At 62.6% G+C, this 23,528-nt stretch carries 25 protein-coding genes; 15 read left to right on the forward strand and 10 right to left on the reverse strand.

Translation table 11 applies throughout. The annotated features are described in order from the left end of the window. Positions 1 to 201 precede the first annotated feature (201 nt). Positions 202 to 1,107 carry a cation diffusion facilitator family transporter gene (locus NUW51_RS07135; RefSeq protein ID WP_265564120.1) on the forward strand — a complete coding sequence of 302 codons (906 nt, stop codon included), beginning with the start codon at positions 202 to 204 and terminating at the stop codon, positions 1,105 to 1,107. Between the two features lie 24 nt (positions 1,108 to 1,131). Here NUW51_RS07135 and NUW51_RS07140 read toward each other — a convergent pair whose 3' ends face one another. The 5 genes from NUW51_RS07140 to NUW51_RS07160 form a co-directional block, all read right to left on the reverse strand. After that, positions 1,132 to 1,422 (reverse strand): hypothetical protein, encoded by a 291-nt coding sequence (locus tag NUW51_RS07140; RefSeq protein ID WP_265564121.1) that lies wholly within the window; start codon positions 1,420 to 1,422, stop codon positions 1,132 to 1,134. 141 nt (positions 1,423 to 1,563) lie between these two features. Beyond that, positions 1,564 to 2,139 carry a YybH family protein gene (locus tag NUW51_RS07145; protein ID WP_265564123.1) on the reverse strand — a complete coding sequence of 192 codons (576 nt, stop codon included), beginning with the start codon at positions 2,137 to 2,139 and terminating at the stop codon, positions 1,564 to 1,566. A 343-nt stretch (positions 2,140 to 2,482) separates the two neighbouring features. Then, positions 2,483 to 4,129, reverse strand: a complete 1,647-nt coding sequence (locus NUW51_RS07150; RefSeq protein WP_265564125.1) for an FAD-dependent oxidoreductase — start codon at positions 4,127 to 4,129, stop codon at positions 2,483 to 2,485. Between the two features lie 214 nt (positions 4,130 to 4,343). Further along, positions 4,344 to 4,955, reverse strand: a complete 612-nt coding sequence (locus NUW51_RS07155) for a DUF305 domain-containing protein (protein ID WP_265564126.1) — start codon at positions 4,953 to 4,955, stop codon at positions 4,344 to 4,346. 132 nt (positions 4,956 to 5,087) lie between these two features. After that, positions 5,088 to 6,101 (reverse strand): copper resistance protein B, encoded by a 1,014-nt coding sequence (locus NUW51_RS07160; RefSeq protein ID WP_407696353.1) that lies wholly within the window; start codon positions 6,099 to 6,101, stop codon positions 5,088 to 5,090. Between NUW51_RS07160 and NUW51_RS07165 the strand changes: the two genes are divergently transcribed. Further along, the gene (locus NUW51_RS07165) at positions 6,018 to 6,233 is read left to right on the forward strand and encodes a hypothetical protein (protein ID WP_265564130.1); all 216 of its coding nucleotides are present in this window, start codon (positions 6,018 to 6,020) and stop codon (positions 6,231 to 6,233) included. The two genes, NUW51_RS07160 and NUW51_RS07165, sit on opposite strands and share 84 nt — an antisense overlap. 5 nt (positions 6,234 to 6,238) lie before the next feature. Here the strand turns inward: NUW51_RS07165 and NUW51_RS07170 are convergent, their stop codons facing one another. Further along, positions 6,239 to 8,029: a copper resistance system multicopper oxidase gene (locus NUW51_RS07170; RefSeq protein ID WP_265564132.1), complete on the reverse strand. Its 1,791-nt coding sequence runs from the start codon at positions 8,027 to 8,029 to the stop codon at positions 6,239 to 6,241. 92 nt (positions 8,030 to 8,121) lie between these two features. Here NUW51_RS07170 and NUW51_RS07175 point away from each other — a divergent pair, with 92 nt between their 5' ends. The 10 genes from NUW51_RS07175 (at position 8,122) to NUW51_RS07220 (ending at position 16,469) form a co-directional block, all read left to right on the forward strand. Beyond that, positions 8,122 to 8,397 carry a metal-sensitive transcriptional regulator gene (locus NUW51_RS07175; RefSeq protein ID WP_322597102.1) on the forward strand — a complete coding sequence of 92 codons (276 nt, stop codon included), beginning with the start codon at positions 8,122 to 8,124 and terminating at the stop codon, positions 8,395 to 8,397. Then, on the forward strand, positions 8,394 to 9,023 hold the full coding sequence (locus NUW51_RS07180) for a DUF2231 domain-containing protein (RefSeq protein WP_265564134.1): 630 nt from the start codon (positions 8,394 to 8,396) through the stop codon (positions 9,021 to 9,023). Before NUW51_RS07175 ends, NUW51_RS07180 begins: the two co-directional genes overlap by 4 nt. An 11-nt stretch (positions 9,024 to 9,034) precedes the next feature. Further along, on the forward strand, positions 9,035 to 9,412 hold the full coding sequence (locus NUW51_RS07185) for a hypothetical protein (RefSeq protein ID WP_265564136.1): 378 nt from the start codon (positions 9,035 to 9,037) through the stop codon (positions 9,410 to 9,412). Positions 9,413 to 9,420: 8 nt separating this feature from the next. Continuing rightward, positions 9,421 to 9,879: a DUF411 domain-containing protein gene (locus tag NUW51_RS07190; RefSeq protein WP_322597083.1), complete on the forward strand. Its 459-nt coding sequence runs from the start codon at positions 9,421 to 9,423 to the stop codon at positions 9,877 to 9,879. A 40-nt stretch (positions 9,880 to 9,919) separates the two neighbouring features. After that, positions 9,920 to 12,286 (forward strand): heavy metal translocating P-type ATPase, encoded by a 2,367-nt coding sequence (locus NUW51_RS07195; protein WP_265564138.1) that lies wholly within the window; start codon positions 9,920 to 9,922, stop codon positions 12,284 to 12,286. Beyond that, positions 12,283 to 12,699, forward strand: coding sequence for a potassium channel family protein (locus NUW51_RS07200; RefSeq protein ID WP_265564140.1), 417 nt, complete (start codon positions 12,283 to 12,285; stop codon positions 12,697 to 12,699). The genes NUW51_RS07195 and NUW51_RS07200 overlap by 4 nt, the downstream gene beginning before the upstream one ends. 35 nt (positions 12,700 to 12,734) lie before the next feature. Beyond that, positions 12,735 to 12,968, forward strand: coding sequence for a hypothetical protein (locus NUW51_RS07205; protein ID WP_265564143.1), 234 nt, complete (start codon positions 12,735 to 12,737; stop codon positions 12,966 to 12,968). A gap of 369 nt (positions 12,969 to 13,337) precedes the next feature. After that, complete coding sequence (locus tag NUW51_RS07210; RefSeq protein ID WP_265564145.1) at positions 13,338 to 14,075, forward strand: DUF5131 family protein; 738 nt, start codon at positions 13,338 to 13,340, stop codon at positions 14,073 to 14,075. Then, the gene (gene tcmP / locus NUW51_RS07215; protein WP_265564147.1) at positions 14,075 to 15,235 is read left to right on the forward strand and encodes a three-Cys-motif partner protein TcmP; all 1,161 of its coding nucleotides are present in this window, start codon (positions 14,075 to 14,077) and stop codon (positions 15,233 to 15,235) included. Before NUW51_RS07210 ends, tcmP begins: the two co-directional genes overlap by 1 nt. A 178-nt stretch (positions 15,236 to 15,413) precedes the next feature. Continuing rightward, on the forward strand, positions 15,414 to 16,469 hold the full coding sequence (locus tag NUW51_RS07220) for a hypothetical protein (RefSeq protein WP_265564149.1): 1,056 nt from the start codon (positions 15,414 to 15,416) through the stop codon (positions 16,467 to 16,469). A 20-nt stretch (positions 16,470 to 16,489) separates the two neighbouring features. Here NUW51_RS07220 and NUW51_RS07225 read toward each other — a convergent pair whose 3' ends face one another. Further along, a complete protein-coding gene (locus NUW51_RS07225; protein ID WP_265564152.1) occupies positions 16,490 to 17,281 on the reverse strand; it encodes a Brp/Blh family beta-carotene 15,15'-dioxygenase in 792 nt (263 codons plus the stop codon). Continuing rightward, positions 17,278 to 18,126: a bacteriorhodopsin gene (locus tag NUW51_RS07230; protein ID WP_265564154.1), complete on the reverse strand. Its 849-nt coding sequence runs from the start codon at positions 18,124 to 18,126 to the stop codon at positions 17,278 to 17,280. The genes NUW51_RS07225 and NUW51_RS07230 overlap by 4 nt, the downstream gene beginning before the upstream one ends. A 111-nt stretch (positions 18,127 to 18,237) precedes the next feature. On the opposite strand from NUW51_RS07230, the gene NUW51_RS07235 reads away from it, so the two are divergent. Both NUW51_RS07235 and NUW51_RS07240 read left to right on the forward strand, forming a co-directional pair. Further along, complete coding sequence (locus tag NUW51_RS07235) at positions 18,238 to 19,542, forward strand: DUF2254 family protein (protein ID WP_265564156.1); 1,305 nt, start codon at positions 18,238 to 18,240, stop codon at positions 19,540 to 19,542. Positions 19,543 to 19,637: 95 nt separating this feature from the next. Next, on the forward strand, positions 19,638 to 21,020 hold the full coding sequence (locus tag NUW51_RS07240) for an NAD-dependent succinate-semialdehyde dehydrogenase (protein WP_265564158.1): 1,383 nt from the start codon (positions 19,638 to 19,640) through the stop codon (positions 21,018 to 21,020). Here NUW51_RS07240 and NUW51_RS07245 read toward each other — a convergent pair. Then, complete coding sequence (locus tag NUW51_RS07245) at positions 21,017 to 22,426, reverse strand: FAD-binding oxidoreductase (protein ID WP_265564160.1); 1,410 nt, start codon at positions 22,424 to 22,426, stop codon at positions 21,017 to 21,019. The genes NUW51_RS07240 and NUW51_RS07245 overlap by 4 nt on opposite strands. 54 nt (positions 22,427 to 22,480) lie before the next feature. Here NUW51_RS07245 and NUW51_RS07250 point away from each other — a divergent pair, with 54 nt between their 5' ends. Further along, a complete protein-coding gene (locus NUW51_RS07250) occupies positions 22,481 to 22,972 on the forward strand; it encodes a dihydrofolate reductase (RefSeq protein ID WP_265564162.1) in 492 nt (163 codons plus the stop codon). On the opposite strand, the gene NUW51_RS07255 is transcribed toward NUW51_RS07250, so the two are convergent. Beyond that, positions 22,969 to 23,505, reverse strand: coding sequence for an SRPBCC family protein (locus NUW51_RS07255; protein WP_265564164.1), 537 nt, complete (start codon positions 23,503 to 23,505; stop codon positions 22,969 to 22,971). The two genes, NUW51_RS07250 and NUW51_RS07255, sit on opposite strands and share 4 nt — an antisense overlap. Positions 23,506 to 23,528 lie beyond the last annotated feature (23 nt).

Here is a 23,528-nt window from a genome sequence, read left to right on the forward strand (position 1 = left end):
AACTTGCTCTCGTTCCGATTCAGCCGCCTGGCAGAGCATTTCAGCCAAACCTGCAACTCCAGCGATTTATGCTCAATTCTCGGTCATCATATCTTGGCGATTATCGAGAATAATGAATTGCTGGGACGCCCGATCAATTACCGAGCTGCACATTGTCGTGTATGCACCTAAGTCCTGCGAAACCGGTGACGAGGGATTATCATGAGGGCACATGCCCAGCATCTTGCCGGACAAGGCGCAGCGCTAAGATGGTCTGCGCTGCTTACCGGAACCTACTTCCTGATCGAATTGGCGGTAGGTATCGCTACCGGATCGGTCGCCGTACTCTCGGACGCTTTCCACACCTTTTCGGCGGTCGGCGGCGTCGTGGTGGCCATGGCAGCAGCCCGCATCGCCGCGCGCAGCGGCTCGACAAATCGGACTTTTGGGTACTTTCGGGCAGAAATCATCGGCGCGCTGGTGAATGGTGTCTTCTTGTTCGGTATGGCTATTCTTGTGCTTTGGATGGGTGTCATGCGCCTACGCAGCCCGGTCGATCTGCCTACGGGGCCAATGCTCTGGGTGGCGCTGGGAGGTCTCGTGACCGAAGTCATTTCATTATGGCTTCTTCATTCCCATCAGAAGGCCGACCTCAATATCAAGGGGGCCTATTGGCATGTGCTCCAGACCTTCGTCGGCAGCTTCATCATCATCATCGCCGCGCTGGTCATTCGATTTACCGGCTTTGCCGCGATCGACCCTATCCTCGGCATGGTGTTTGGGGTCGTTCTGTTACTGGCGTCGATGCAAATCATGCGCGAAGCTGTCCATGTCCTCATGGAAGGGGCACCGCGGGATATCGATCTGGAAGAGTTGATACGACATCTCGCCGCGATATCGCACGTGATCGACATTCATCATGCCCACGCTTGGGAACTGACATCGGGCAAGGCTATTTTCAGTTCTCACCTCCGCGTCGACGAGGCCGCCGATGTAGCCGACGTCCTTGAATTGACGCACGCGAAAGTCAAAGACGCCGGCTTTTATTCGGCGACAATCCAGATCGAAACCGCCTGTCTGGACGAGGAAGCCGATCGTGACATCGACGTCGTTGGGAAGGGCACCTGACCGTTACAGGCAGATCCCGACCGCTTAGTCGAGTTGGCCAGACAGTTTATCCGAGCGCTCAAAAAATTTGCGAACGTCAGCCGCGGCCAATTCAGTTAGCGGATGACGTTGGCCGCCATCCTTCGGACTGATGGTGAGGGCGAGTTGCTCGATTGCTGCGCGCTGCTGTGTTGAGATGTCGCATAACAAACCCGTCACTATCGTTTCCAGCGCAATGAGCCTGATACGCATCTGGACGAGTTCGGAATGATCGAGCGGGGGGACATCCCATTGCCCATCCGTCCTGCTCTTCCCGGCTTCATTATCGGTGGTCATGCTTGTCTGCTCCTTCCGGTCTTCGGCGGAGTACGAAGTCACCTCTCCGCCCAGTGCAACGAAGCGGGCGGCAAGCGCAGAGATACTGGACGCAGAACGTCACCACTGCCGCCTGCCAGGGAAACTGCGGCGCAGCCGTCCCTAACGGGGAGCGCGCGACGAGCTGTGGTAGCGCACGATCTTCCAGCCATCCTTGTCATGATGCAGCACCGAGGTGGCGACGCCGTCGCGGGCGATTTCGCGCCCGTCCTTCAGCTTGATGTCGTAGCGGTAGGTTTCGCGGCCGAGCGCCATATGTCCCATCACCTCGACCTCGAGCGTGGGGTCGGTGAAGGTGAAGCTCTCGATGGCGTCGAGCTCGGGGCCGATATGGTGCGCGAGATAGTTGGCGAAGTTGCCTTCATCCTTCCCGTTCTCGAACACGCGGCTTTTCTCGGCGAAAAGCGGGGTCATCGCCTCGGCGTCACGCGCAACCAGCGCCGCGCGGTAGGATTCGAGCGTCGTCGCCGCGCCCTTGCGCATCATCTCGGCATGCATTGCGTGGTCCATGCCCTCATGCCCGACCTTCTCGGCATCTTGCATGCCGTGCTTCTCGTGGCCGGCTTCGACAACCGCCTCGGTCTGGTGACCGGCATGATCGGAATGGTCCTGCGCGAGCGAGGGTGTGGCCATCGCCGCGAGGGCGATGGGTAGCGCGGCAAATCCAGTCTTCAACATGGTGATTTCCTTTCATCAAAGCCAACGCCACGATCCCGCAACGGCGCGGGTGTCGCGGGAATTTTCGCCGTCGGCGCGAACACTATCGAGGCTTGCAGGGCTAAAATTCTGCTCGACCCCCAGACCGTGAATTCGCTTTGGACTGTGTCATGGACATGCAATCCCGGTCCAGTACTTCTGTTGTCGCACCGGGCTTGCTCGCATGCTCTCGCTCAGCAAGCTCAGTGGCGCGAGGCCGCAGGGTCAAGCTTTCTGTTGCCCCTCATGGCAGCCCAGCCGCCTTCCCTGCTACAATCGCGCTCTCGCACGATCTACTTCCCGATGCCATGGGGGCGGGCGGGTATCAGGTCATCATCCACAAGGCCGCCATAGTGATGGAGCCAAAGGCCAGCAGCTTCAGAATATGTGGAAAGCCCGTTTTGAAGAGGTAATCGTCCAACCGGCTCGTCACCCGCAAGATCGACGGCTTGTGCTGATCGATGACCGTGACATCCTTCTCGAAATTACCGACGGCACGAAGTCCGCTCTCGATAGCACCTTCGATGCTCCAGATGTCGGCCTGCGTCTCCGTGTGCGCGCCAGCTAGGACGAGGTTAGAGATCGCTGTCCTTTGGTTCGGTCTGTGCAAACGCGTATTCGTCGTCGTAACCCACTTGGGTTGGTCTGGCTGAATTCCATTCTGCGAGAACTGCCACTCGTCCCACACCTCGATCCGAGACATTTCGAAGTCGAGAAGGCCGCGCCCCCCATTGGCCGAACGGATCATAAAGTCGAGGGCGTCCGACGCGCGGATCTGCGCAAGGACCTCGTCGATGAATTGCTCCTTGGTGCAGGTGGCAAGAGGCTTGCCATGCACCGGGCCGCGGATGCTCGCTACACATGCGGTGCATGTCCACAAGGACGTGACACCTTCGCCTAGATCAATATCCGAAGGCCAGCACTGTTCCGTGGCGAACAGGGTGATGTCAAAGGCGGAATCGGTCAGTGCAACGGCGGTGCGCTCGCGCGGCCACGCCATTGGCTCGGCAAAAGCAATGCGAAATGAAACCTGCGTATGAGGGCCGTCTTGCACCAGTGCAGGAAGCTTGGAGAGTTGCGGGTCGGCTTTCAGGCTTGGTGTGATCTCCAGGAGATCGCGAGCGTGAAAAGGAGTCGTAGCAAGAACATAGACATCAGCCGCCACATTTTTTCCGCCAACGCGCGCGTTGGTGATTAGTCCGCCGTCATGGTCAAGTCGTTCCAAAGGTGTCTCCCAGTGAAACTCGACGCCTCGGGAATGAAGGTATCCCACCCATGGATTGAACCACGCTTCATTGCTCGGTCCCCTTAGAAGCGACCAGCCGCCCCCGGCTTCATGCGCCCATGCAGGGCCCTCGGCGTCGGCGCTATGGTGATGCGGTGGTCCCGAAAAGAGGTTCCGCCCGAAGAATAGCCCGACATGGTGAAGCGAAGCATAGGGCCAATCGGAACCGATCCAGGGTCCGAAAAGCGCGCGCCAGGTTTGGTGGCCGCGCTTGCTCATCTTGCCCTCCCAATAAGCGGCGGCATTAATTTGGGAATAGTCTCGAACTGAACGTTTGCCGACCGACCAGCTCTTCAAGATTCCCCAGAACAGCCAAATCTTGTCCTTGAAAGTCATATTGAAGGCGCGCGGTTTCTCGAAGAAATCATCCGGCGTTGCGCCGTGCTCGATCCGGTCGGGAACGACAGCATATTCGATGGGTCGCGACAGGATGACGTCGTAGAGCGAACGCTGATCGTCGAATGGGATTTCCTGAAGCAGGGAAAAGGTGTTGTGGTACCAAGGGCCAAAGCCGTGCCAACTATATTCAGTCGGCATGCCGTCTTCCGGCCGACGGGCGCTCCGGAAGAAACCTCCCGCCTTCTCATTACGTTCGAAGACGGATACTCGATAACCGCGCTTCGCAAATTCGTGGGCAGCCGTGAGGCCGGCGACACCAGCGCCGAAAATTGCAACGTGTTTTGTCATGCGTGATTCCTAACCGCGCATCGTCGCCGGTAGCCGCGGCTTGTCGGGGACCAGACTTCACAACCTTGACGATTCACCAAGGCGTTAGCAGCGATGCTACGGCCAAAAGCCGAAATGAGCTCGCAACGAGGTGAGCCCGGGCTGTAAGCCGGGCATCACCATCTAGTGCGAGCCATTTCCGTGCCGTCTGTCAGCTCGTCTGAAGCGGCGCGGCTTACTCGCCCACTTCCACTTCATCGCGAACGTCGGCATCGACTGGCGCGACGGGTTTCTTCGCTTTTTCAAGCAACTCCGGCGTAAGGTCGGCGGTGCGGGGCGGCAAGGCGGTGCCATCCCCCTGCTCGCCATTATTCTCTATGTCCTCGAGCAGCATCTTCATCTCGGCGATCTCCTTGACCTGCGCCTTGATGATCTCGTCGGCGAGCTCTCGGACACGGGGATCGGTGATCGTCGCCTTGCGCGAGTTATTGATTGCAATGGAATGGTGCGGGATCATCGAGCGCATGAAGCCCTGATCGTTGATCAGCACCTGCTGGCGATTGAGGAAGAGCAGAGCGACGAATGCGATCGCAGCACCCGCCATCACCATCTTCTTGAGGGCAGGGTCGCGATACATGCTCCACATGAAGCCGAGCATGATGATGACCATGCTCGCCCCTGACACAAGCGACGACATGAAGCGATTGAGGCTGAACGTCAGATGGTCTGCCTCGTACACGAGTTGGTGCATCAGGACGAACATGACCAAGGTCGATGTCACGATCATGCCCGCAAACTTCAGCCACATATGTTTCTGGTCTTTGTGACCTAGATGTTCCTTTTCCATTGTCGTCCCTCTGTTACGCAAGATTTCAAAGGCACAATGGCTCGGAACCGCGATTGTTTCGGATCTGGTGACTAATAATTGCTGTCGGGGGCAGGCGGCTCGCCAGATGGGGCTTGCAAGTATTCACTGCCATCAGAACCAGAAACGGACGCCGACGACGTAGTTCGTCACGCTCGGGTCTTCATCCTCGAGACGGGCATAGTCGGCGCTCGTCCCCACTTTCCACTCCTGCTCTACCCCGATGTAGGGCGCGATTTCGCGGGCGATTTCGTAGCGTAGGCGCAAGCCGACCTCGACCGAATCTACGCCGGCTCCAATTCCCAGTTCGGGTACGTCCTGCGCAGACACGTTCAATTCGGCGCGCGGCTGCAGGATGAGACGCTGCGTGATCCGCTGATCGAGCTCCGCTTCGACCCTCGCCGTCAAGTCACCCTTGGTCGACAGGAAGGCGGCCGCATCGACCTCGAACATGTAGGGCGCCAGTCCCTGCACCCCGACGACCGCATGAGTGCGTTCGGGCCCGGTCAGGTCCTGCCGGATGCCCATTTGCAAATCCCACCAGGGTCCGATCGCATGGCTCCACAGGCCTTGGACTTCTGCGGACTCCAAGCTCTCGCCCAAGGCGCCTTCGCCTTCGGACTTGAACCAGAATTTGTCGAGGTCGCCACCATAGTAGCCCTGCACGTCCCACAGGTAGCCATCGTCGCCGGCACGCGCGCGATATTCGAGGCGGTCACCTTGCAACCAGAAGGTGGTCATACCGCCAGCTTCGACCCGCAGTGCCTCTCGCGACGCGCGCATGGCGTCGGCACCCCAGATCGCATCGGCGGCGCGCGGAGGTCCCGATCCCGCCGACGCCGGAGGGGGGGCGTCGGGGATCGCCATGTCCATCGCGCCATGGTCCATCGCGCCGTGATCGACAGTGCCATGGTCCGCGGTTTCGTGCTCGACGGGGTCCTGTCCGGTCGCTTGCATCCCGTCATGACCCATCGTGGAATGGTTCATGCCTTCCATCTGCCCATGTTCCGTCGCGGAGTGGTCCATGGTCGAATGATCCATGGAATGGCACTCCGTCTGATCGGCGGCAACAGGATCGACGTCCTGCGTTGCGGGCTTGCAAGCCCCTTCGGGGACCGGATGCCCCATTGCGCGATGGCGCGCGGCCTCCTGTTCGCACTCATCCTGTGCTGTCGGTGGGGCTGGTGGCACGGAGTGGTGGGAATGATCCTGCGCGAGTGCTGGCGTGGCGGCGCTGGCGAGGAGCATGGCAGTAAATAGACGCATCAATCTTCTCCCACCCGCTTCAGGTCCGGGGCCGCAGGCGGCTTGCGTACCGTGACCACCTGAAACATGCCCGAATGCATGTGATAGAGAAGGTGGCAGTGAAACGCCCAATCGCCCTCTTCGTCGGCAGTGAGGTCGAAGGTGGCGCTGCCGCCAGGTTGGACGATTACCGTGTGCTTCTGAGGCTGCCGATCAGCGGGCGCGCCATTCACCAGCTCGAAGAAATGTCCATGCAGGTGGATCGGGTGGGCCATCATGGTGTCGTTCACCAGTTTGACCCGCACCCGTTCGTCATAAGCGAAGCGGATCGGATCGTCGCTCACGGCGGTGTATTTCTGGCCGTCGAATGACCACATGTAGCGTTCCATGTTGCCAGTGAGATGGATCTCCATCTTTCGGGACGGACGCCGCAGGTCGTCGTTCGGCGACAGCGCGACGAGGTCCTTGTAGGTCAGCACCTTGTGCGGGACCTTGTCGAGGCCGATACCGGGGTCGCCCATGCGATCGACGGGGTTCATCGCGACCATGTCGACGCCGGGGCCGACCTTCACATCGGGCGGGAGCTTCGAGGTGTCGCGCATGTCCATGCCGCCCATGTCCATCGCTCCGCTCGGTTCCTCACCGGCGGTGTGCGATGACATGTCGTGACCCATGGCGGAATGATCGGTGCCGGCATCGCCGCCGTGGTTCATGCCCATGTCCGCCATCGTGAGGAGGGGCGGGTCGCGCAATGCGGGGACATGCGCCCGCGCGCCCGGCCGCGAAGCGAGGGTCGCGACGGCCATGCCCGAACGATCCATGCTCTCGGCAACGATCGTCTGCGCCTCGCCGGTCGGTTCGACCACGATGTCGTAGGTCTCCGCCGTCCCGATCTGGAATTCCTCTACCTCGACCGGTCGCACATTCTGTCCGTCGGCGGCGACAACCCAAAACTTCATGCCGGGAATGCGGACGTTGAAGAAGGTCATCGCGCTGCCGTTGATGATGCGAAGCCGCACGCGTTCGCCGGGATTGAACAGATATTCCAGTCCCTCTTGCGGCCCCCTCCCATTGGCAAGGTAGGTGTAGGTCGAACCGGTCACGTCGAGGATATCCGTCGCCATCATCCGCATCCGTGCCCACATGCGGCGATCCTCGACCGTCAGCGGATAATCGTCTGTCCACGTGTTCTGCTGGTAGTTGAAGTAGCCCTCGCCCTTCTTGAGCTTGTCCATGATCGTATGCGGATGCATCGGGGTGAACTCGCTCAACAGGAGGACATAATCGCGGTCCACCTGCACGGGATCGGGGCCCGCGGGATCGACCACGATGGGGCCGTAATGCCCTGCCTGTTCCTGCAACCCCGAATGGCTGTGCCACCAATAGGTGCCGTGCTGACGCAGCGCCGGGATATCGTAGACGAACGTTTCGCCCGGCCTGATGCCCGGAAAACTCACCCCCGGGACACCGTCGAACTGGAAGGGGAGAAGCAGGCCGTGCCAGTGGATCGAACTATCCTCATCCAGAGTGTTGGTCACGGCGAGGCGGACAGGCTGACCCTCGCGAAGGCGCACGAGCGGTCCGGGAACACTGCCATTCACGGCGATCGCATGGCCTCGCCGGCCCTCCACGATACGAGGGCCTTCCCCGATCGTCAGCGAGATGTCGCGGCCCGAAACCTCGTCGAAGCCCGGCTTGATCATGTCCCCGCGAAGGCTCGCACCCCTGGCCCAGGCCGGCAGTGCCAGCACACTAGCCCCAAGCGCCCCCGCACCAAGAAAGTGGCGACGGGAAACCCTAAGATCGGACATGACTTTTTTCTCCTTTGCCACCTTGCCTTACATACCCCCCTGGAGTATTGCAATACACCCTTTCGGCTTATGGCAGTGTTCGGAGTGCAATGATGTCTGCAGCGCATGGTTCCCAGATCATCAATCGTCTTCGTCGTATCGAGGGGCAGGTCGGCGGCATTGCGCGCATGGTCGAGGAGGATCGCTACTGTATCGACGTTCTCAACCAAGTGCAGGCGGTGAGAGCGGCGCTGAACCGTGTCGAAAGCGAAATCCTCAAGCGTCACGCCGCCTGTTGTGTATCGGAAGCAATCGCGAGCGGCGACCCCGAGGAGCAAAAGCAGAAGTTCGGCGAACTGGTGGACCTTTTCGAAAGGTCGAAACGATGACTTCCGCCCTCCGCCTTGTCCTTAGCCTGCTCTTGCTCCTGTCGGCGCAGGCCGCGTTGGCGCATGGCGGTGAGAAGCATGGCGCGGCCAAGGAGCAATCGGCCGTTACCGAGGTAGCGCCTATGCAGCCAGATCATGACATGGCGGCCATGGACCACGCCATGACCGTGAATGACGCGCCCGTGATCGACGACGAGGTGTCGGCGTCGGAGGGTGGGGTCATGGGCGCCCTCGAAAGCCTCCATCCCGCCACGGTCCACTTTCCGATCGCGCTGTTCCTAATGGCCGCGATCACCGAATTTTTCGTGGTTGCCCGCCCAAAGCCCGAGCGAGAGGGTGCCGTCAGGATCATGCTATATGGCGGTGCTTTCGGTGGCGTCGTCGCCGCGCTGTTCGGCTGGATCCACACAGGTCTGTGGTTCGCGGGCGATACTGTCATGCAGATCCATCGATGGAATGGGGTGCTCATCGCGGTCCTCGGTGTCGTGGCAGCGTGGATCGCACACCGTCGGCCACGGTCCCGCCTTGCGCTTCGCTTGCTTCTCTTCCCGATCGCGGGTCTGCTGATCGTCCAGGGTTTCATGGGCGGGGAGCTCGCCCACGGTTTCAATCATCTCCAATTCTGACGGAGCCTGTCATGCAACATCGTTTCTTCCCCCACGCAGTGAAATCGCTGCTCTTTCCTGCGCTGCTTCTTAGTCTCGCCGGGTGCGACGAGGCGTCGGCGCCTGCGGCCGACGCGGCTCCCGAGGCGACGGTGGTCGAGGCTCCGGCGTCCCCAGTCGACATGCCGGCCCCGGCCGCTCCGCAAGCCGATGTCTCGCCCGCAGCCGAACCAGGCGTGACGGCGGCCCCGAAGGCTGCCCCCGCGCCCCAGCCTGCGGCGCGTCCGAAGCCGTCGGCGGCGCCTGCGCCCGCGGAAAAAGCCCCGGCCGAGACGGCGCCCGCCGATCCCCATGCCGGGCACGATATGTCGGAAATGTCCGACGATGAAATGAAGGCCATGGGCCACTAGGAGGCATCGTGATCGGAAGAAGGAAAGCGCGCACCCTGCTCCCCCTGTTCGGGGGTCTCCTGCTGGCAGCCTGCACGGTTGCTGCCGAAGCGTCGAGTTTCACCATGTACCGCGATCCCAATTGCGGATGTTGCGAAGAGTGGGCGGCGCATATGGAAATGGGCGAACGGCACGACGTCGCCACGGTCGACCATCCCGACATGCTGGCGCTGAAGACAGCGCATGGTGTGCCTGATGACCTACGCTCCTGTCACACGGCGATCGGGGGCGGCCTGGTGATCGAGGGCCACGTGCCCGCCGCCGACATCGAGCGGATTATGGTCGACAAGCCGGACTGGGTTGAAGGACTTGCGGTTGCCGGAATGCCGCTCGGATCGCCGGGCATGGAGGTCGAGGGGCCGAGCCAGCCCTATGAGGTGATCGCCTTCGGCAACGGGCGCCGCGAGGTGTTTGCGTCCTACCCCTGATACCGATCGGGCCGAGCCGGCCAGACAGAAGGAGCGAGCAATGAGCTGTTGCGACACCCAATCCCCGGATGGAGCGAATTCCGAAGGGACCGCGATCGACCCCGTCTGCGGGATGAGCGTCACGATCGAGGGGGCGTCGCATATCGCCAAGCACGATGGGGCGACGCATTATTTCTGTTCGGCCCGGTGCAAGGACAAGTTCCTTGCCGACCCTAAACACTATCTTTCCCGTGCTCATCTCGATCAGGTCGAGGACCTTCCCGAAGGCACGATCTATACCTGTCCGATGCATCCCGAGATCCGGCAGGTCGGACCGGGAAGCTGCCCTATCTGCGGGATGGCGCTCGAACCCGAGACGGTCGGTCTCGGCGATGGCCCCGATCCCGAACTAGTCGATATGACGCGCCGCTTCTGGGTCAGCGCTTTCTTCACGCTGCCGCTCTTCGTTTATGCGATGAGCGATATGATTCCGGGGGTGAGTTTCGACCAGCTGATCGAACCCGCGCGCGCGCAATGGGCGCAGCTCGCGCTCGCCACACCAGTGGTGCTGTGGGGCGGCTGGCCTTTCTTCGTGCGTGCATGGCAGTCGTTAAGGACCCGCAACCTCAACATGTTCACGCTGATCGGCTTCGGGGTCGCCATCGCTTATCTGTTCAGCCTCGTGGCCACGCTCGTGCCGGACGTGTTCCCGCCCGCTTTCCGCGATCACTCCGGGCGGGTAGGCGTCTACTTCGAGGCGGCTGCAGTGATCACCACGCTCGTGTTGCTGGGCCAGGTGCTCGAACTCCGGGCGCGCGGATCGACGTCGAGCGCGCTGCGGGCCCTGCTCGAGCTCGCACCGCCTACCGCGCTCAAGATCTTCGGCAGGGGCGACGAGCGCGAAGTCTCGCTCGACCAGGTGGCAAGCGGCGACCTACTTCGCGTTCGCCCCGGGGACAAGGTGCCCGTGGACGGCGAGGTGACCGAGGGGGCTAGCGCCATCGATGAATCCATGATCAGCGGCGAGCCGCTACCCGTTTCCAAGCAGGCGGGCGACCGGGTTATCGGCGGGACCGTCAACCAGACAGGCGGGTTCGTCATGCGGGCGGACGCGGTCGGAAAGGACACGATGTTGTCCAAGATCGTCCAGATGGTGGCCGAGGCACAGCGCAGCCGCGCTCCCATCCAGCGGCTGGCCGACCAGGTGGCGGCATGGTTCGTTCCCGCGGTCGTCGTGATCGCGATCGTCACCTTCGCCGTCTGGGCCCTCTGGGGGCCGTTCCCCGCTCTTGCCTATGCTCTCGTGAATGCGATCGCCGTCCTGATTATTGCCTGTCCCTGTGCGCTCGGCCTCGCAACGCCGATGTCGATCATGACTGGCACCGGCAAGGGCGCACAGCATGGCATTCTCATCCGGAATGCCGAGGCGCTCGAAACGCTCGAGAAGATCGACACGCTTGTGGTCGATAAGACGGGGACGCTCACCATGGGCAAGCCCGACCTCGTTGCCGTCAGCCCTCATGGTGGGCTCGATGAGACAGAGTTCCTCTCTGCAGTCGCCGCCGTCGAGGCGGGTAGCGAGCACCCGCTCGCCCACGCCATCGTCGAAGGCGCCAAGGCGCGCGGCGTACCCGTCATTGCGGCATCGGATCTCTCATCGACCACAGGGGAAGGCGTGGAGGCGCGTGTGGGGTCGAAGACCGTCGCGATCGGGAACGAGAAACTGATGCGGCGGATCGGCATCGAGGACACGGCGTGGCTCGATTCAGCCGACGCAGGCCGCTCGCTCGGCCAGACCGTGATGTTTGTGGCAATAGACGGCGTGCCCGCGGGGCTGATCGCGGTCGCCGACCCGATCAAGCCCACGAGCGCGGCGGCGATCCGGGCCTTGCACGATCGCGGCATCGAAGTGGTAATGTTGACAGGCGACAGCCACGCAACGGCGCAAGCGGTTGCCGACCAACTCGGGATCGATCAGGTTGAAGCCAACGTCTCCCCCGAAGAGAAACATCGCAAGATCGAGGCGCTGAAGGCCGCAGGCAAGCGCGTCGCCATGGCCGGCGATGGCATCAACGATGCGCCTGCGCTGGCCGCGGCCGACGTGGGCATCGCGATGGGGACGGGCACCGACGTGGCCATCGAGAGCGCCGGTGTCACGCTGGTGCGCGGCGATCTTACCGGGGTTCTCCAGGCCATCGTCCTGTCGCGTGCGACCATGCGCAATATCCGCGAAAATTTGGTCTTCGCCTTCGGTTACAACGCGCTCGGCATCCCGGTGGCAGCCGGCGTCCTCTTTCCCGCCTTCGGCTTATTGCTGAACCCCATGATCGCTGCGGCGGCGATGAGTCTCTCATCCGTGTCCGTCATTGCCAATGCGCTGCGGCTACGTGGGCTAGCTCTACCCAAGCTTCAGGAAGCTTCGTCATGATTGAAGCGACCGCTATCGGGATATCGCTGTTTCTAGCATCGCTGACATTGCACCTTGCGATGTTGCGACTGGCGAAAAAGGTCTCGCCACCCGGCGTCGCGCCCGCGAACTTGCGGCTGACTGCCGGTTCGCTGCTCGTCCTGCTCAGTCACATGCTCGTTGCCGTCGTTTTCGCTTCGGGTTTCGCATGGGCGGCATCGCTCGGACTGGGCGATTTTGCGAAAGAGCCGAGCATGTCAGCCATGGACTACTACTATTTTGCGCTGATTACTGTCACGACGGTCGGACTGGGCGACATCTATCCGACCGAGCATCTGAGAGTCATCACGGGCATCGCATCGCTGACCGGATTCATCCTGATCAGTTGCACGGCCCAATACGTCTATAAGACAATGAACCATCAGCAGAACTGATCTCTTCTCCTCGAGCAGGAAAAAGGAAGGTAATCATGGTCCTTAGGATTATTGGCCTCGGTCTTATCGGCTTTGTCGGCTATAAGTTCTTGAGGCCGAAGCCGCATCGTGTGAACGCCGCCTATGCGCCCGACCAGCCCCACAACAGCCTTACCGACGTTCGCGATGCGGGCCCTCAAGCGATGCGCGATCCACCCACCGAATGGACCGAGACCGACGAAGATCTCGATGAGAGTTTTCCCGCCAGCGATCCACCGGGCGGATACTGAAGAGAGTTAATGTGCGCCGATCTGGCCCCAAGGAAAGATTCACAACCGGCCGAGCAGTCGGCAATTGGGCCGACTGCCGACGGACCGGTTCTGGTCGGCAGGGAGCGGGAAGCAGACGCTTTCCAGCTAGCTAGCAAGGGTGGAATGACCAGCAGCCATTCGTTTCGGCACCCCCTCTAGGCTCATCAGCTTCAGCCATGGTTTATTGGTGACCCATATCGCAAACTATCAGCCATCACCGAATGCAGGACCGGCAACGTAGCGTTGCATCTGCGAAGCGGTCGTGATCCTGTCATTTTGAGTGTCGAGCTACAGATTGCTATCTGGGCAATACAGGGATATGTTCTTGAATCGTTCTAGGGAAACGGCATGGCTGATGGAAGCTCAATCGAATGGACAGATGCAACGTGGAATCCTGTAACGGGTTGCACGAAAATCACGGCTGGCTGCGACAATTGCTATGCCGAGCGCTTCGCCGAACGGTGGCGAGGCATTCCGGGCCATCCTTTTGAATTTGGTTTCGACCTAACCCTCCGCCCAGACCGTCTAGACCAACCGCTCCGTTGGAAGCGAAGCCGGATGATATTCGTCAATTCCATGAGTGATCTCTTCCATAAGGAAGTGCCGTTCCCATTCGTCGACTCCGTATTCAACACCATGGAGGAAGCGCATTGGCATGTGTTTCAGGTGCTGACGAAACGCAGCTCCCGGATGCGTGACTACTTGCAAAGGCGTTATGCGGATCGCCAACCTCCCAAGCATATCTGGCTTGGCGTGTCGGTCGAGGACGCGAGAGGCGCCACACGCATCAAGCACCTGAGCGAAGCTCCGGCCGGCATTCGCTTCCTCTCCGTTGAACCGCTGATCGGGCCAGTCGGGCCAGTCGATCTCTCGGGCATCCATTGGGTGATTGCCGGCGGGGAGAGCGGCCCGGGAGCGCGCATCCTCAATATCGAGTGGGCTCGCCAGATTCGCGATGAGTGCGCTCGGCAGGGCGTGGCATTCTTCTTCAAGCAATGGGGCGGAATTCGACCAAAAAGTGGTGGCCGCGAACTTGATGGTCGCGAGTGGAATGAGTTTCCTTCGAACATGACAGCGTTTGGCTAATGGCGATCGACGTCGCGCATTACGAGGGTCGCGAACAGGCTTTCGTCAAACATACATTCTTGGACAAGTACCTACCCGCGCTCATCGGGAAGGTGTGCTCGAGATACGACGAGTTTGTGTATGTCGATGGGTTCGCCGGGCCTTGGAAATCCGCGGCGGGCGAGAACTTCGACGATACCTCGTTTGGTATCGCACTCAATCACATGACGAGCCAGCGTCTGCTTTATCTGTCTCGCGGCCGCAATGTGCGAATGCGGGCGTTTCTAGTAGAGAAAGACCCATCATCATTTGCACAGCTGCAACGAGCGGTAGCTCTCTATCCAAAGATCGAGATCACGCCCCTCAACGGCAAGATGGAAGACCATGTGGCAGCCATTGTCGCCTCAATTCCTCAGGAATCTTTTTCATTCACGTTGATCGATCCCAAAGGATTTCCGGCGATCGGTTCGATGATGCCGCTTCTGCAGCGTCAGAATGCCGAAGCCCTCGTCAACTTCATGTTTGATTTCGCAAACCGGTTCGGCGGGACTGACCTTATCCCGGCTTTGGAGGAGTGGCTATCCACGAGCGCACCAGATGATTGGCGCAAGCGGATCAAGGCGGTCAGCGGCGAGCAGCGCGAGCGACTCTACGAAGAATTGGCGGTTCAAGCGCTTCGGCAAACGTCAGGCTATGTCTATGCGCCCGTCATCACAGTCGACAAGGTTTTGCACAACCGTCCCCTGTACAAACTCATCTTTCTCACACGTCATTCGGAGGGGCTAAAAGTTTTTCGCGATAGCGAGCGCAGCGCACTTGATGCGCAGGCCATCACGCGATCGGCATCAAAAGCTAAGAAGCGAGAAGCCTGCACACTGATGGGCGATCTGTTTGCAGATGGTTTTGACGCTGTGCCCAATGACCGCAGCACGCAGGTCATTCGACGCAGCGAGGAGGAGGCATCACGCCGGCTACAAGCGATGCTGACGACTGCAAACTCCGGCTTCTGTAAGTGGAAGGAATGCTGGCCACCAATACTCGAGGAGCTTTCGGTAACGCATTCGTGGCTCGGCAGGCATGTCAACGATCGTCGAAAGGCGGGGCAGATTTCAGCCCCAGCTTGGCCAAGCGAAAGAACTCAAATTCCTCGCGATGAGCAGCAGTTAAGATGGAACGGGTGATTCAAGCTGGCGCTTAGCTGACCGGCAGTTCACAGGTTCTACCGCGTGCGTTCTGAATGACCGGACTGGGGCGCTAAGCGGACATCAATTTCGTCTCCGGACATAAATTTCCCAATGATTTGAGTGCCCATCTTTGTTACGCCGGGCGCACCACCGAGGGGCAAGAGGGGGAAGAGTGATGAACAGGCCATCCGACAGCGCGCCGACCGGCGCCAATGCGCAGATCCCCGCGGCGCTCGTCCGGGCGGGGCGTCTCGAACAGGCCGGCAAGACGCAGCAGGCCGTACAGCTTTATCGCAAGATCGCTGCCCAGCCGCGGCTCACCTTACCGCATTGCCGCCAGATCATCGCCGGGCTGGTGCGTTGCGGCGAGACGTCACTCGCCGGGCAGATCAACCGCAGGCTGGTCGAGATTCGTGCCGCCAAGCTGCCCGATACGATCGAAGCGGCGCTTGAGCGCGTGTGGGAGGATATCGACGCCGACGCGCTCGACCAGGCGGTGGTCGACTGGGCCTGGTCCAATCGAGACCCCGAGTTCAAGGGTAACCGCGAAGAATTCGAACGTCGGGCCAAATGGGGCATCCGGGCCGAACGCGTGTTGCTCGATTGGCTCGAATGTCGGCCCGACGACGATAGCGCGAAAAGCCTCTTTATCGATGGCGATGCGTCCGCGCAGCAATATTCGGCGATCGGCGCCCATTGCCGCGCCGCCGCCCATGTCGGGCCAATCTTCGCAGGACCGCTTCTCTACGAACTATACGACATCGACGTCAAATATATCGGCTCGTTCCCGGCGCTGCCGGGGAGCGTCCTGTCGCGCCGCCTGATCAGCACCAGCACCAACGACAAGCAGAGCGTTCGCCGGATGGCCGAAGATGTGGTGCGCGATGGCAGCGTGCTTGTCATGGCGGCCGATGGCAATAGCGGAGGGCCGCCGCTCGAGGATGCCAGCGAGGAAGAGCTGGCGCTGCGCATCTCGCCGCTCATCCCGCGCCTCGTGCATCGCCATGGGGTGACCTCGTCCTATGGCATGGCGCAATGGGTCGACTGCAAGAAAATCCAACTGAGCGTGACGGCGCTGCCCCAGCCCGAAGACGGTGAAAGCGAAGAGGGTTTCATCGCGCGCTGGCGGCAGGCCTATCGCGACCATGCCCTCGCCCAGACCAAGGCGGCGCCGGAGAATTTGCGGCTTCACCGGGGTCTCTGGCGCGATATCGCCCCGGCCAAGGCTTGAGCGCCGCGATCGGCAGGGACTCAGGCGGCGGCGATGGCGCCCTGCCCCGTCCCCCAGCTGCGGTCGAGCAGCATGTGCGGGATCAGCGCGGCAAGCGCGAGGGCGGTGAAGACGAGCGGTGGGACAGCGCCCGACAGCACGGCGGCGACGAGAAGGGCAGCGCCAGCGAGCGCGGCAAGACCGAAAGGGAGGATCGCGGCGGCGGCGCGATGACGCCCCAGCCGCGCCACCAGTTCCTCGATCCGCACGAGCGCGTGCAGCATGGTGAAATGCAAGGCGATGGCGAGAAGCGGGTCGAGCAGCGCATAGGCCGCGAGGAGGAGGAGCGCGCGAAGGCGATGCCCGCCGAGCACGAGCATGGCGGGACCTGCAAGGCCGATGAGCGCGAGGGGCATGGCCAACGGCGCGGCCCCGTCCACGCCCATCCATTCGAGGATCGCGTGGGTCGAGACCGGGCGCAAGAGAAACACGCCGCCGATCAGCATCAACCCCTCGCCCCATGCGGCGGCGAGCGACACGCCGCGCTGGCGGTTCTCATGCGCGAAATGCCATGCCGACAGGGCGAAGAACAGCATCAGCCCGTTGACGGGCGCAGCAATGAAATAGGCCGCGGCGCAGCCGATGAGCGCGAGATAGACGAGGCTGTAACCAAGGCCCGGTCGAACCAGCCGTTCGGCCTCGGCATCGATCGCGCCATGAAAGACGCCGACCGCCAGCAGGGCCCCGGCCAGCAGGAGCGACGGGACGCCCAGCCCCGCCAGGATCGCGGCGGCGATCCCGACGAGGCCGAAGCGTACCTCCGCGCGGGTCACGCGCCACGCGGCTTGTCGGCAACCGCAGGCGCCTCGCCCAGCGCCTCGGCGGCGGGCAGATAGCCTCCAAGCGCGCTACGACGCAGAAGATAGCGCGACAGGATGACGCCATAGACCAGCTTGGTCGACAAATCGGCGATGCTGAACAGCAACTGGCGTGCGATCACCACTTCGCCGTTGAAGCCCAGTTGGGGCAGCGCATAGGCGATGGGGTAGAGGCCCCAGGTGGCAAGGAAATACCACCACAGCTTGTCGGGAAAGCCCTTCAACGGCGCAGGCGAATTGACGACCCCCGCCTTGATCGTGGCGCGCACCTCGATCAGCAGCCACACGAAGAAGAGGGTCGAGATGACGCCCCACAGGTTGAGCTGCGCCCAGTCGCCGGTTTCGCCGAACTGGCCTACCAACCCGGTCCAGATCATCAGCACGGCGGGAATGCTCATGCGGATGGCGCGGCGACGGATTTCCGGACGTGCCAATCCGAAAGCGAGCGGCAATTGGGTCAGCAGCAGCGGCACCGTGATGGTCCAGTTGCCGTAGCGGAAGGCGTTGGTGAAGGTCTGTCCCTCGGTCGCGGGCACGTATGCGCCGCCGGAGAAGGTATAGGCCTCGTTCCAGAAACTGAATTCGCGCAGCAGGCTGAGACCCGCCGACGCCATGACCAGCGCGGAGAGCAACGGCACCAGCCGATAGCGGGGCGCGAGGTCCTTTTGCGTCCAGAGGAAATAGAGGATGAAGGCGAAATGCGCACCGTAGCTGACCATCAGGATCAGCGATCCCAAGGTGAACTGCGTGTCGCTTAACGTGACCAGATTTTCGATGTTCGCGAAGACCGAGGGGTCCATACAGATACTCCTCCACCCGGGCGTATCGTCGTGATGCGGCCGGACGAGCCCCCTGTTTGCTCGGGGAACTCAAGACGCGAGGCTGCCGTTCGGTTCCCCGTGAGGCAGCGAGTGACCAGCGACGAACCCAAGAACCTCGGCGGGCTCGTCGCGTCGGTGGTGCGTGCCTGGAAGAGCTTCTGGGCCCTGCCTGCGCTCATCATTCTTGTCGCCATCGGCGTGATGTTCGCGCTCACCGCAGTGGACGGCAGCGGGTGGTCGCGATGGTTGTGGGCGCAGGGCGTCGTGCTCGTCGAGACGAGCGATGGCTATCGTGAGGCGGTGTCGGTGATGACCGGCGTCAATGTCGCCTTCACCACGCTCTATTTCTCGATCACGCTCCTTGTGCTCACGCTCGCGGCGAGCAACCTCGGGGTGCGGCTCATCGATCGCTGGATCGCCCGGACCTTCGTGCGCGCCACGCTGGGCCTGCTGCTGGCCGCGACCGCCGCCAGCCTGTTGCTCCTCATGCTGTTCGATGGCGAGGGCGATGGCGCGAGCCTGCCGCATGCCAGCCTCTTGTTCCTGTCGCTGCTGATGCTGGTCGAACTGGTGTGGCTGGCGGTGGCGCTCAACGACCTCGGGCGCGCGATCTTCGTCGATACCGCAATCGGCAAAATCGGGCGCGACAGTTGCGCGGTCGGCAATGGCGCGTTGCGCGCGGTCCTCGCCCCCGACTGGCCCCGCGCGACGCCCATCCGCTCGGTCCGAGATGCCTATATCGTCACAACCGATATCGAGCGCCTCTCGCGGCTCGCCGCACGGTGGGACAGTGAATTCCGCATCGACCGCGCCGCAGGGGACCGGGTGATGGACGGCGAGCCCATTCTTTTCAGCCGCGAACCGCTGTCGCAGGAGCAGACCGACGAGGTGCGCGACTGCTTCACCTTTGCCGCCACGCGGTCGGACCAGGAAGGGCTGAGCTATCGCATCCGCCTGCTGGTCGAGATCGCCGCGCGGGCGCTGTCGCCCGCCGTCAACGATTTCTACACCGCGCGCGCGTGCGTCGATGAACTGGCGACCATCATGCTGCATCACCGCGAACGGCTCACCCCGCCCGGCCATATCCTGATGGAGGTGGAGCGCGTCTATTGTCCGACCGCCTCGTTCGACCGATTGTTCGACAAGCCCGTGGCGGCGCTGCGACAGGGCGCGGCGCCCTATCCCGCGATCGTCATTCGCCTAATCGAGCGGCTCGGGGTCGCGTCGCGCTGTGCCGACAGCGCCGACTTCACCGGGCGTCTTCGCGAGTATGCGGCAGCGGCGCGGCAGCATGGCCTCGACAGAGCCGAGACCGACATCGATCGCGAGGACATCGAACGCGCCTTCGCTACCGCTTTTGGTCCGGGGGCATCGTCGGGACAGGTCGCCGGCTGACGACCAAGCGCCGCAACGCCGCGCCCCGCCGAGCAACGAGGAGTGCAAGCGGTCCGTTCTCTTTTCGAACCGACATTCGACGAGAAGGACCTGCCATGAGCGAGCGTATCACCACCATCAACCCCGCCACCGAGGAAGAGATCGACCATTTCGACCTCATTTCCGATGGGGACGCCGAAGCCGCGATCCAGCGTTGCCACGACGCCTTCGTCCTGTGGTCGCAGCGCCCCGCCGAGGAGCGCGCCGAGATCATCGGGTCGATCGGCGAGACGCTGGCGAAGAACAAGGAGGCGCTGGCGACCAAGATGACTGAGGAGGTCGGCAAGCTGATCGGCGACAGCCGCGACGAGGTCGACCTGTGCGCCGCCATCTGCAAGTTCACCGCCGAGAATGGGCCCGAGCAGCTGAAGGAGGAAGAGCGTCCGCTGTTCGCCAATGAGGGCCGCGGCGTGGTCGCACATCGTCCGATCGGGGTCATCTATGGCATTCAGCCGTGGAATTTCCCCTCCTATCAGGTGATCCGCTATTCGATCGCCAACCTGATGGCGGGCAATGGCGTGCTGTTGAAGCACGCGTCCAACTGCACCGGCACGGGCATCATGTTGCGCCATCTGTACGAGGAGGCGGGTCTCCCCGAGGATCTGTTCAGTGTGCTTGTGATCGACCATGACCAGTCGAACAAGGTGATCGACAACGACCTCGTGCGCGGGGTGACGCTGACGGGGTCGGACGCGGCGGGGCACAAGATCGGCGAACGGGCGGGCGCGGCACTGAAAAAGACCGTGCTCGAGCTGGGGTCGAACGATGCCTATCTGGTGCTCGACGATGCCGACTTGGACGTCGCGGTGAAGACCAGCGTCCAAGGGCGGCTCTATAATAATGCGCAGACCTGCATCAACGCCAAGCGCTTCATCGCGACCGAGGCGGTCTATGACGAATTCCTCGAGCGTTTCGTCGAGGCGATGAAGGCGGTGAAGGTCGGCGATCCGATGGACGAGGACAGCGAACTCGGGCCGATGGCGCGCGGCGATCTGCGCGACAAGCTGATCGGCCAGATGGAGGAAAGCGTCGAGAAAGGCGCGCGCATCGAGACGGGCGGCAAGAAGCTCGATCGCACCGGCTTCTATTTCGAGCCGACCATCCTGTCGGGTGTGGCGCCGGGTATGCCGGCCTATGAGGACGAATTCTTCGGTCCCGTCGCCAGCGTCATCAAGGCGGTCGACGATGTCGATGCGGTGCGCATCGCCAACGAGAGCCGCTATGGCCTTGGCGGCGGCATCTTCAGCCGCGACGAGGAGCGCGCCAAGCGCATCGCCATCGACCATTTCGACACGGGCATGGTGTTTATCAACAGCTTCGGGCTGGCCGATCCGAACATGCCCTTCGGCGGGGTGAAGGATTCAGGCTATGGCCGCGAACATGGCGGTTTCGGCATGAAGGAATTCACCAATGCCAAGGCGGTCTTCCTCGGCGCCTAGGGGATCAGTTTTCCCGGATTGAAAATGCCCTCGGGGTCCATTGCGGCCTTGAGGGCTTTCAATGTCTGGAGACGCGCGGGATCGCCGAGGCGGGCAAATTCGCCGCGCTTCATCTGGCCGATGCCATGTTCGGCGCTGATCGAGCCGCCATGGTCGACGACCATGTCGTGGACGACCTGCTCGATCGCCGCGCCCTCGTTGTCGCGCCAGCCCTGCCACGCGCGCTCCATCGCGCGAACGTGGAGGTGGATATTGCCATCGCCGAGGTGGCCGTAGCCCGAGACGCTGACGCCAGGCCATTGCCCCTCGACCCAGCCTTTCACCGCGTCGAGAAAGGCGGGCATGGCGTCGACGGGGACCGAGATGTCGTGGCTGCCCGCCATGCCGTAATGTTTCTTTTCCGCTTCGGAGAGCGAATGGCGGATGTGCCAGAAGGCGTCGGCCTGCGCCTCGGCGCGGGCGATGACAGCGTCGGTCGCGAGGCCGCGTTCGAGGGCATCGGCGAGCAGGCCTTCGAGCGTGGCGGTGAGCGTTCCGGGGGCGCCGTCGCCCTTGGCCTCGATGAGCACGTGCCACGGCGCCTCGAGCGGGCGCTGGACGCCCATGACCGCGACCGCCGCATCGAGAACGTCGTCGGGGATGAGTTCGAAGCCTTCGATCGCGTCGGTGCGCGCCTCGGCGAAACGCAGGAGGTCGAGCGCGGCCTGCGGGGTCTTCACCCCGACCCAGGCGGTGGCGCGGTCGCGGGGGACGGGTGCGAGTTGGAGGCGCAGCGCGGTGATGATCCCAAACTGCCCCTCCCCGCCGATCAGCAGCCGGTCCACGCGCGGGCCGCGATTGTCCTTCTTGAGGGGCGAGAGCGTGTCGAGGATCTCGCCGCCGGACAGTACGGCCTCCAATCCCACGACCATCTGGCCCATGGTGCCGTGGCGCAGCACTTCGGTGCCGCCGGCATTGGTGCTGGCGAGCCCGCCGATGGTGGCCGAGCCGCGCGCGCCGAGGTCGAGGGGCAAGCGCAGCCCTTCATCGGCGAGCAGCGCCTGCATCGCCTCGAGCACCAGCCCCGCTTCGGCGACAACCTGCCGCGTGGCGGGGTCGATGCGGCGCACCGCCTTCATCCGGCGCAGCGACAGGATGGCGGCACTGCCGCTGTCGTCGGGGGTGGCGCCGCCGACCATCGATGTATTGCCGCCTTGCGGGACGAGCGGCACGCCATGTGCTTCGGCCGCGCGCACGATGGCCTGCACCTCGGCTGTGGTGGCGGGCTGGAGCAAGGCGATGGCCTTGCCTGTCCAACGCCCGCGCCAGTCGGTCGTCCACGCGTCGATGTCGGCGGGATCGATGACCACGGCCTTGTCACCGAGCGTGGTGGTCAGTTCGAGAAGGAAATCGTCGCTGGCGCTCATATGCTGCCTCTTAGCCCTTCCCTCGCCCCATCAAAAGCCGCATGAATGCGGCGCATGAGCGACCGGCCCGTCAACATGATCATCGCGCGCGCGACAAATGGCGTCATCGGCAAGGATGGCGACATGCCGTGGCATTTGCCCGCCGACCTTAAGCGCTTCAAGCGGCTGACGATGGGCGGGGCGATGATCATGGGACGCAAGACCTTCGAGAGCCTGCCGGGTCTGCTGCCGGGACGGCGGCACATCGTGCTGACGCGCGGCACCTATTGGAAGGCGCAAGGGGCCGAGGTGGTGCATGACGTCGAGGGTGCGCTCCGCCAAGCGGGCGAGGAACCCGTGTGGGTCATCGGCGGGGCGGAGATCTTCGGCCTGTTCGTGCCGCTGGCCAAGCGCATCGAGCTGACCGAACTCATGATCGAGCCCGAAGGCGACACCTTTCTGGACGATCCGCGCGAGGAAGAGGGCTGGCGCATGACGGCCTGCGAAGAGCATGCGGCAGAAGGCGACGCCCCTGCCCATCGCTTCATCACGCTGGAACGCGACTAGCGGCGCGGCAAGGCGGCGGCGGCGGTGCGGAAGCGCAAGCCCTGCTCGGCCAGTACCGCATCGACGCGGCTTGCCCAGTCGGCGGCATCGCTCTCGGCAAAGCCAGTGACCTTGTAATCGATGGTGAGGATCGCGCCGGTGCCGCCGTCCTCGACCTTCCAGATCATGGTGCCGGTGGCGGGGGCATAGAGGAGCGGGCCGAGGCCGCCCGTCATCACGATCTGTTCGCCCGGCGTGACGGCGGCGACCCGCAAATGCTCGACCGCGCCGCCGTCCCAGATTTCGCAAAAGCAACCGCCGGGGCGCAGCTCCAAGCGCATATTGGCGGCATCGCCCGAATAGCTGTGCGACCCATTCCACCAGGCACCGGGCCGAGTAAGCAGGTCGAAGGCGCGCGCGGCGGGGACGACCAGCGGGATTTCGTGGCGCAGGTGAAAGCTGTTGGTGGTGGTATTGATGACGTCCGCGTGCGCCGCGCCCGGCAGGGCGAGGCTCGCGGCGGCAAGGCTCAGCAGGGTCGGCAAGTGGCGCATGGGTCGTTCCCCTCCAAATGGAT

The organism is Sphingomicrobium arenosum (assembly GCF_026157085.1).
Lineage (GTDB): Bacteria > Pseudomonadota > Alphaproteobacteria > Sphingomonadales > Sphingomonadaceae > Sphingomicrobium > Sphingomicrobium arenosum.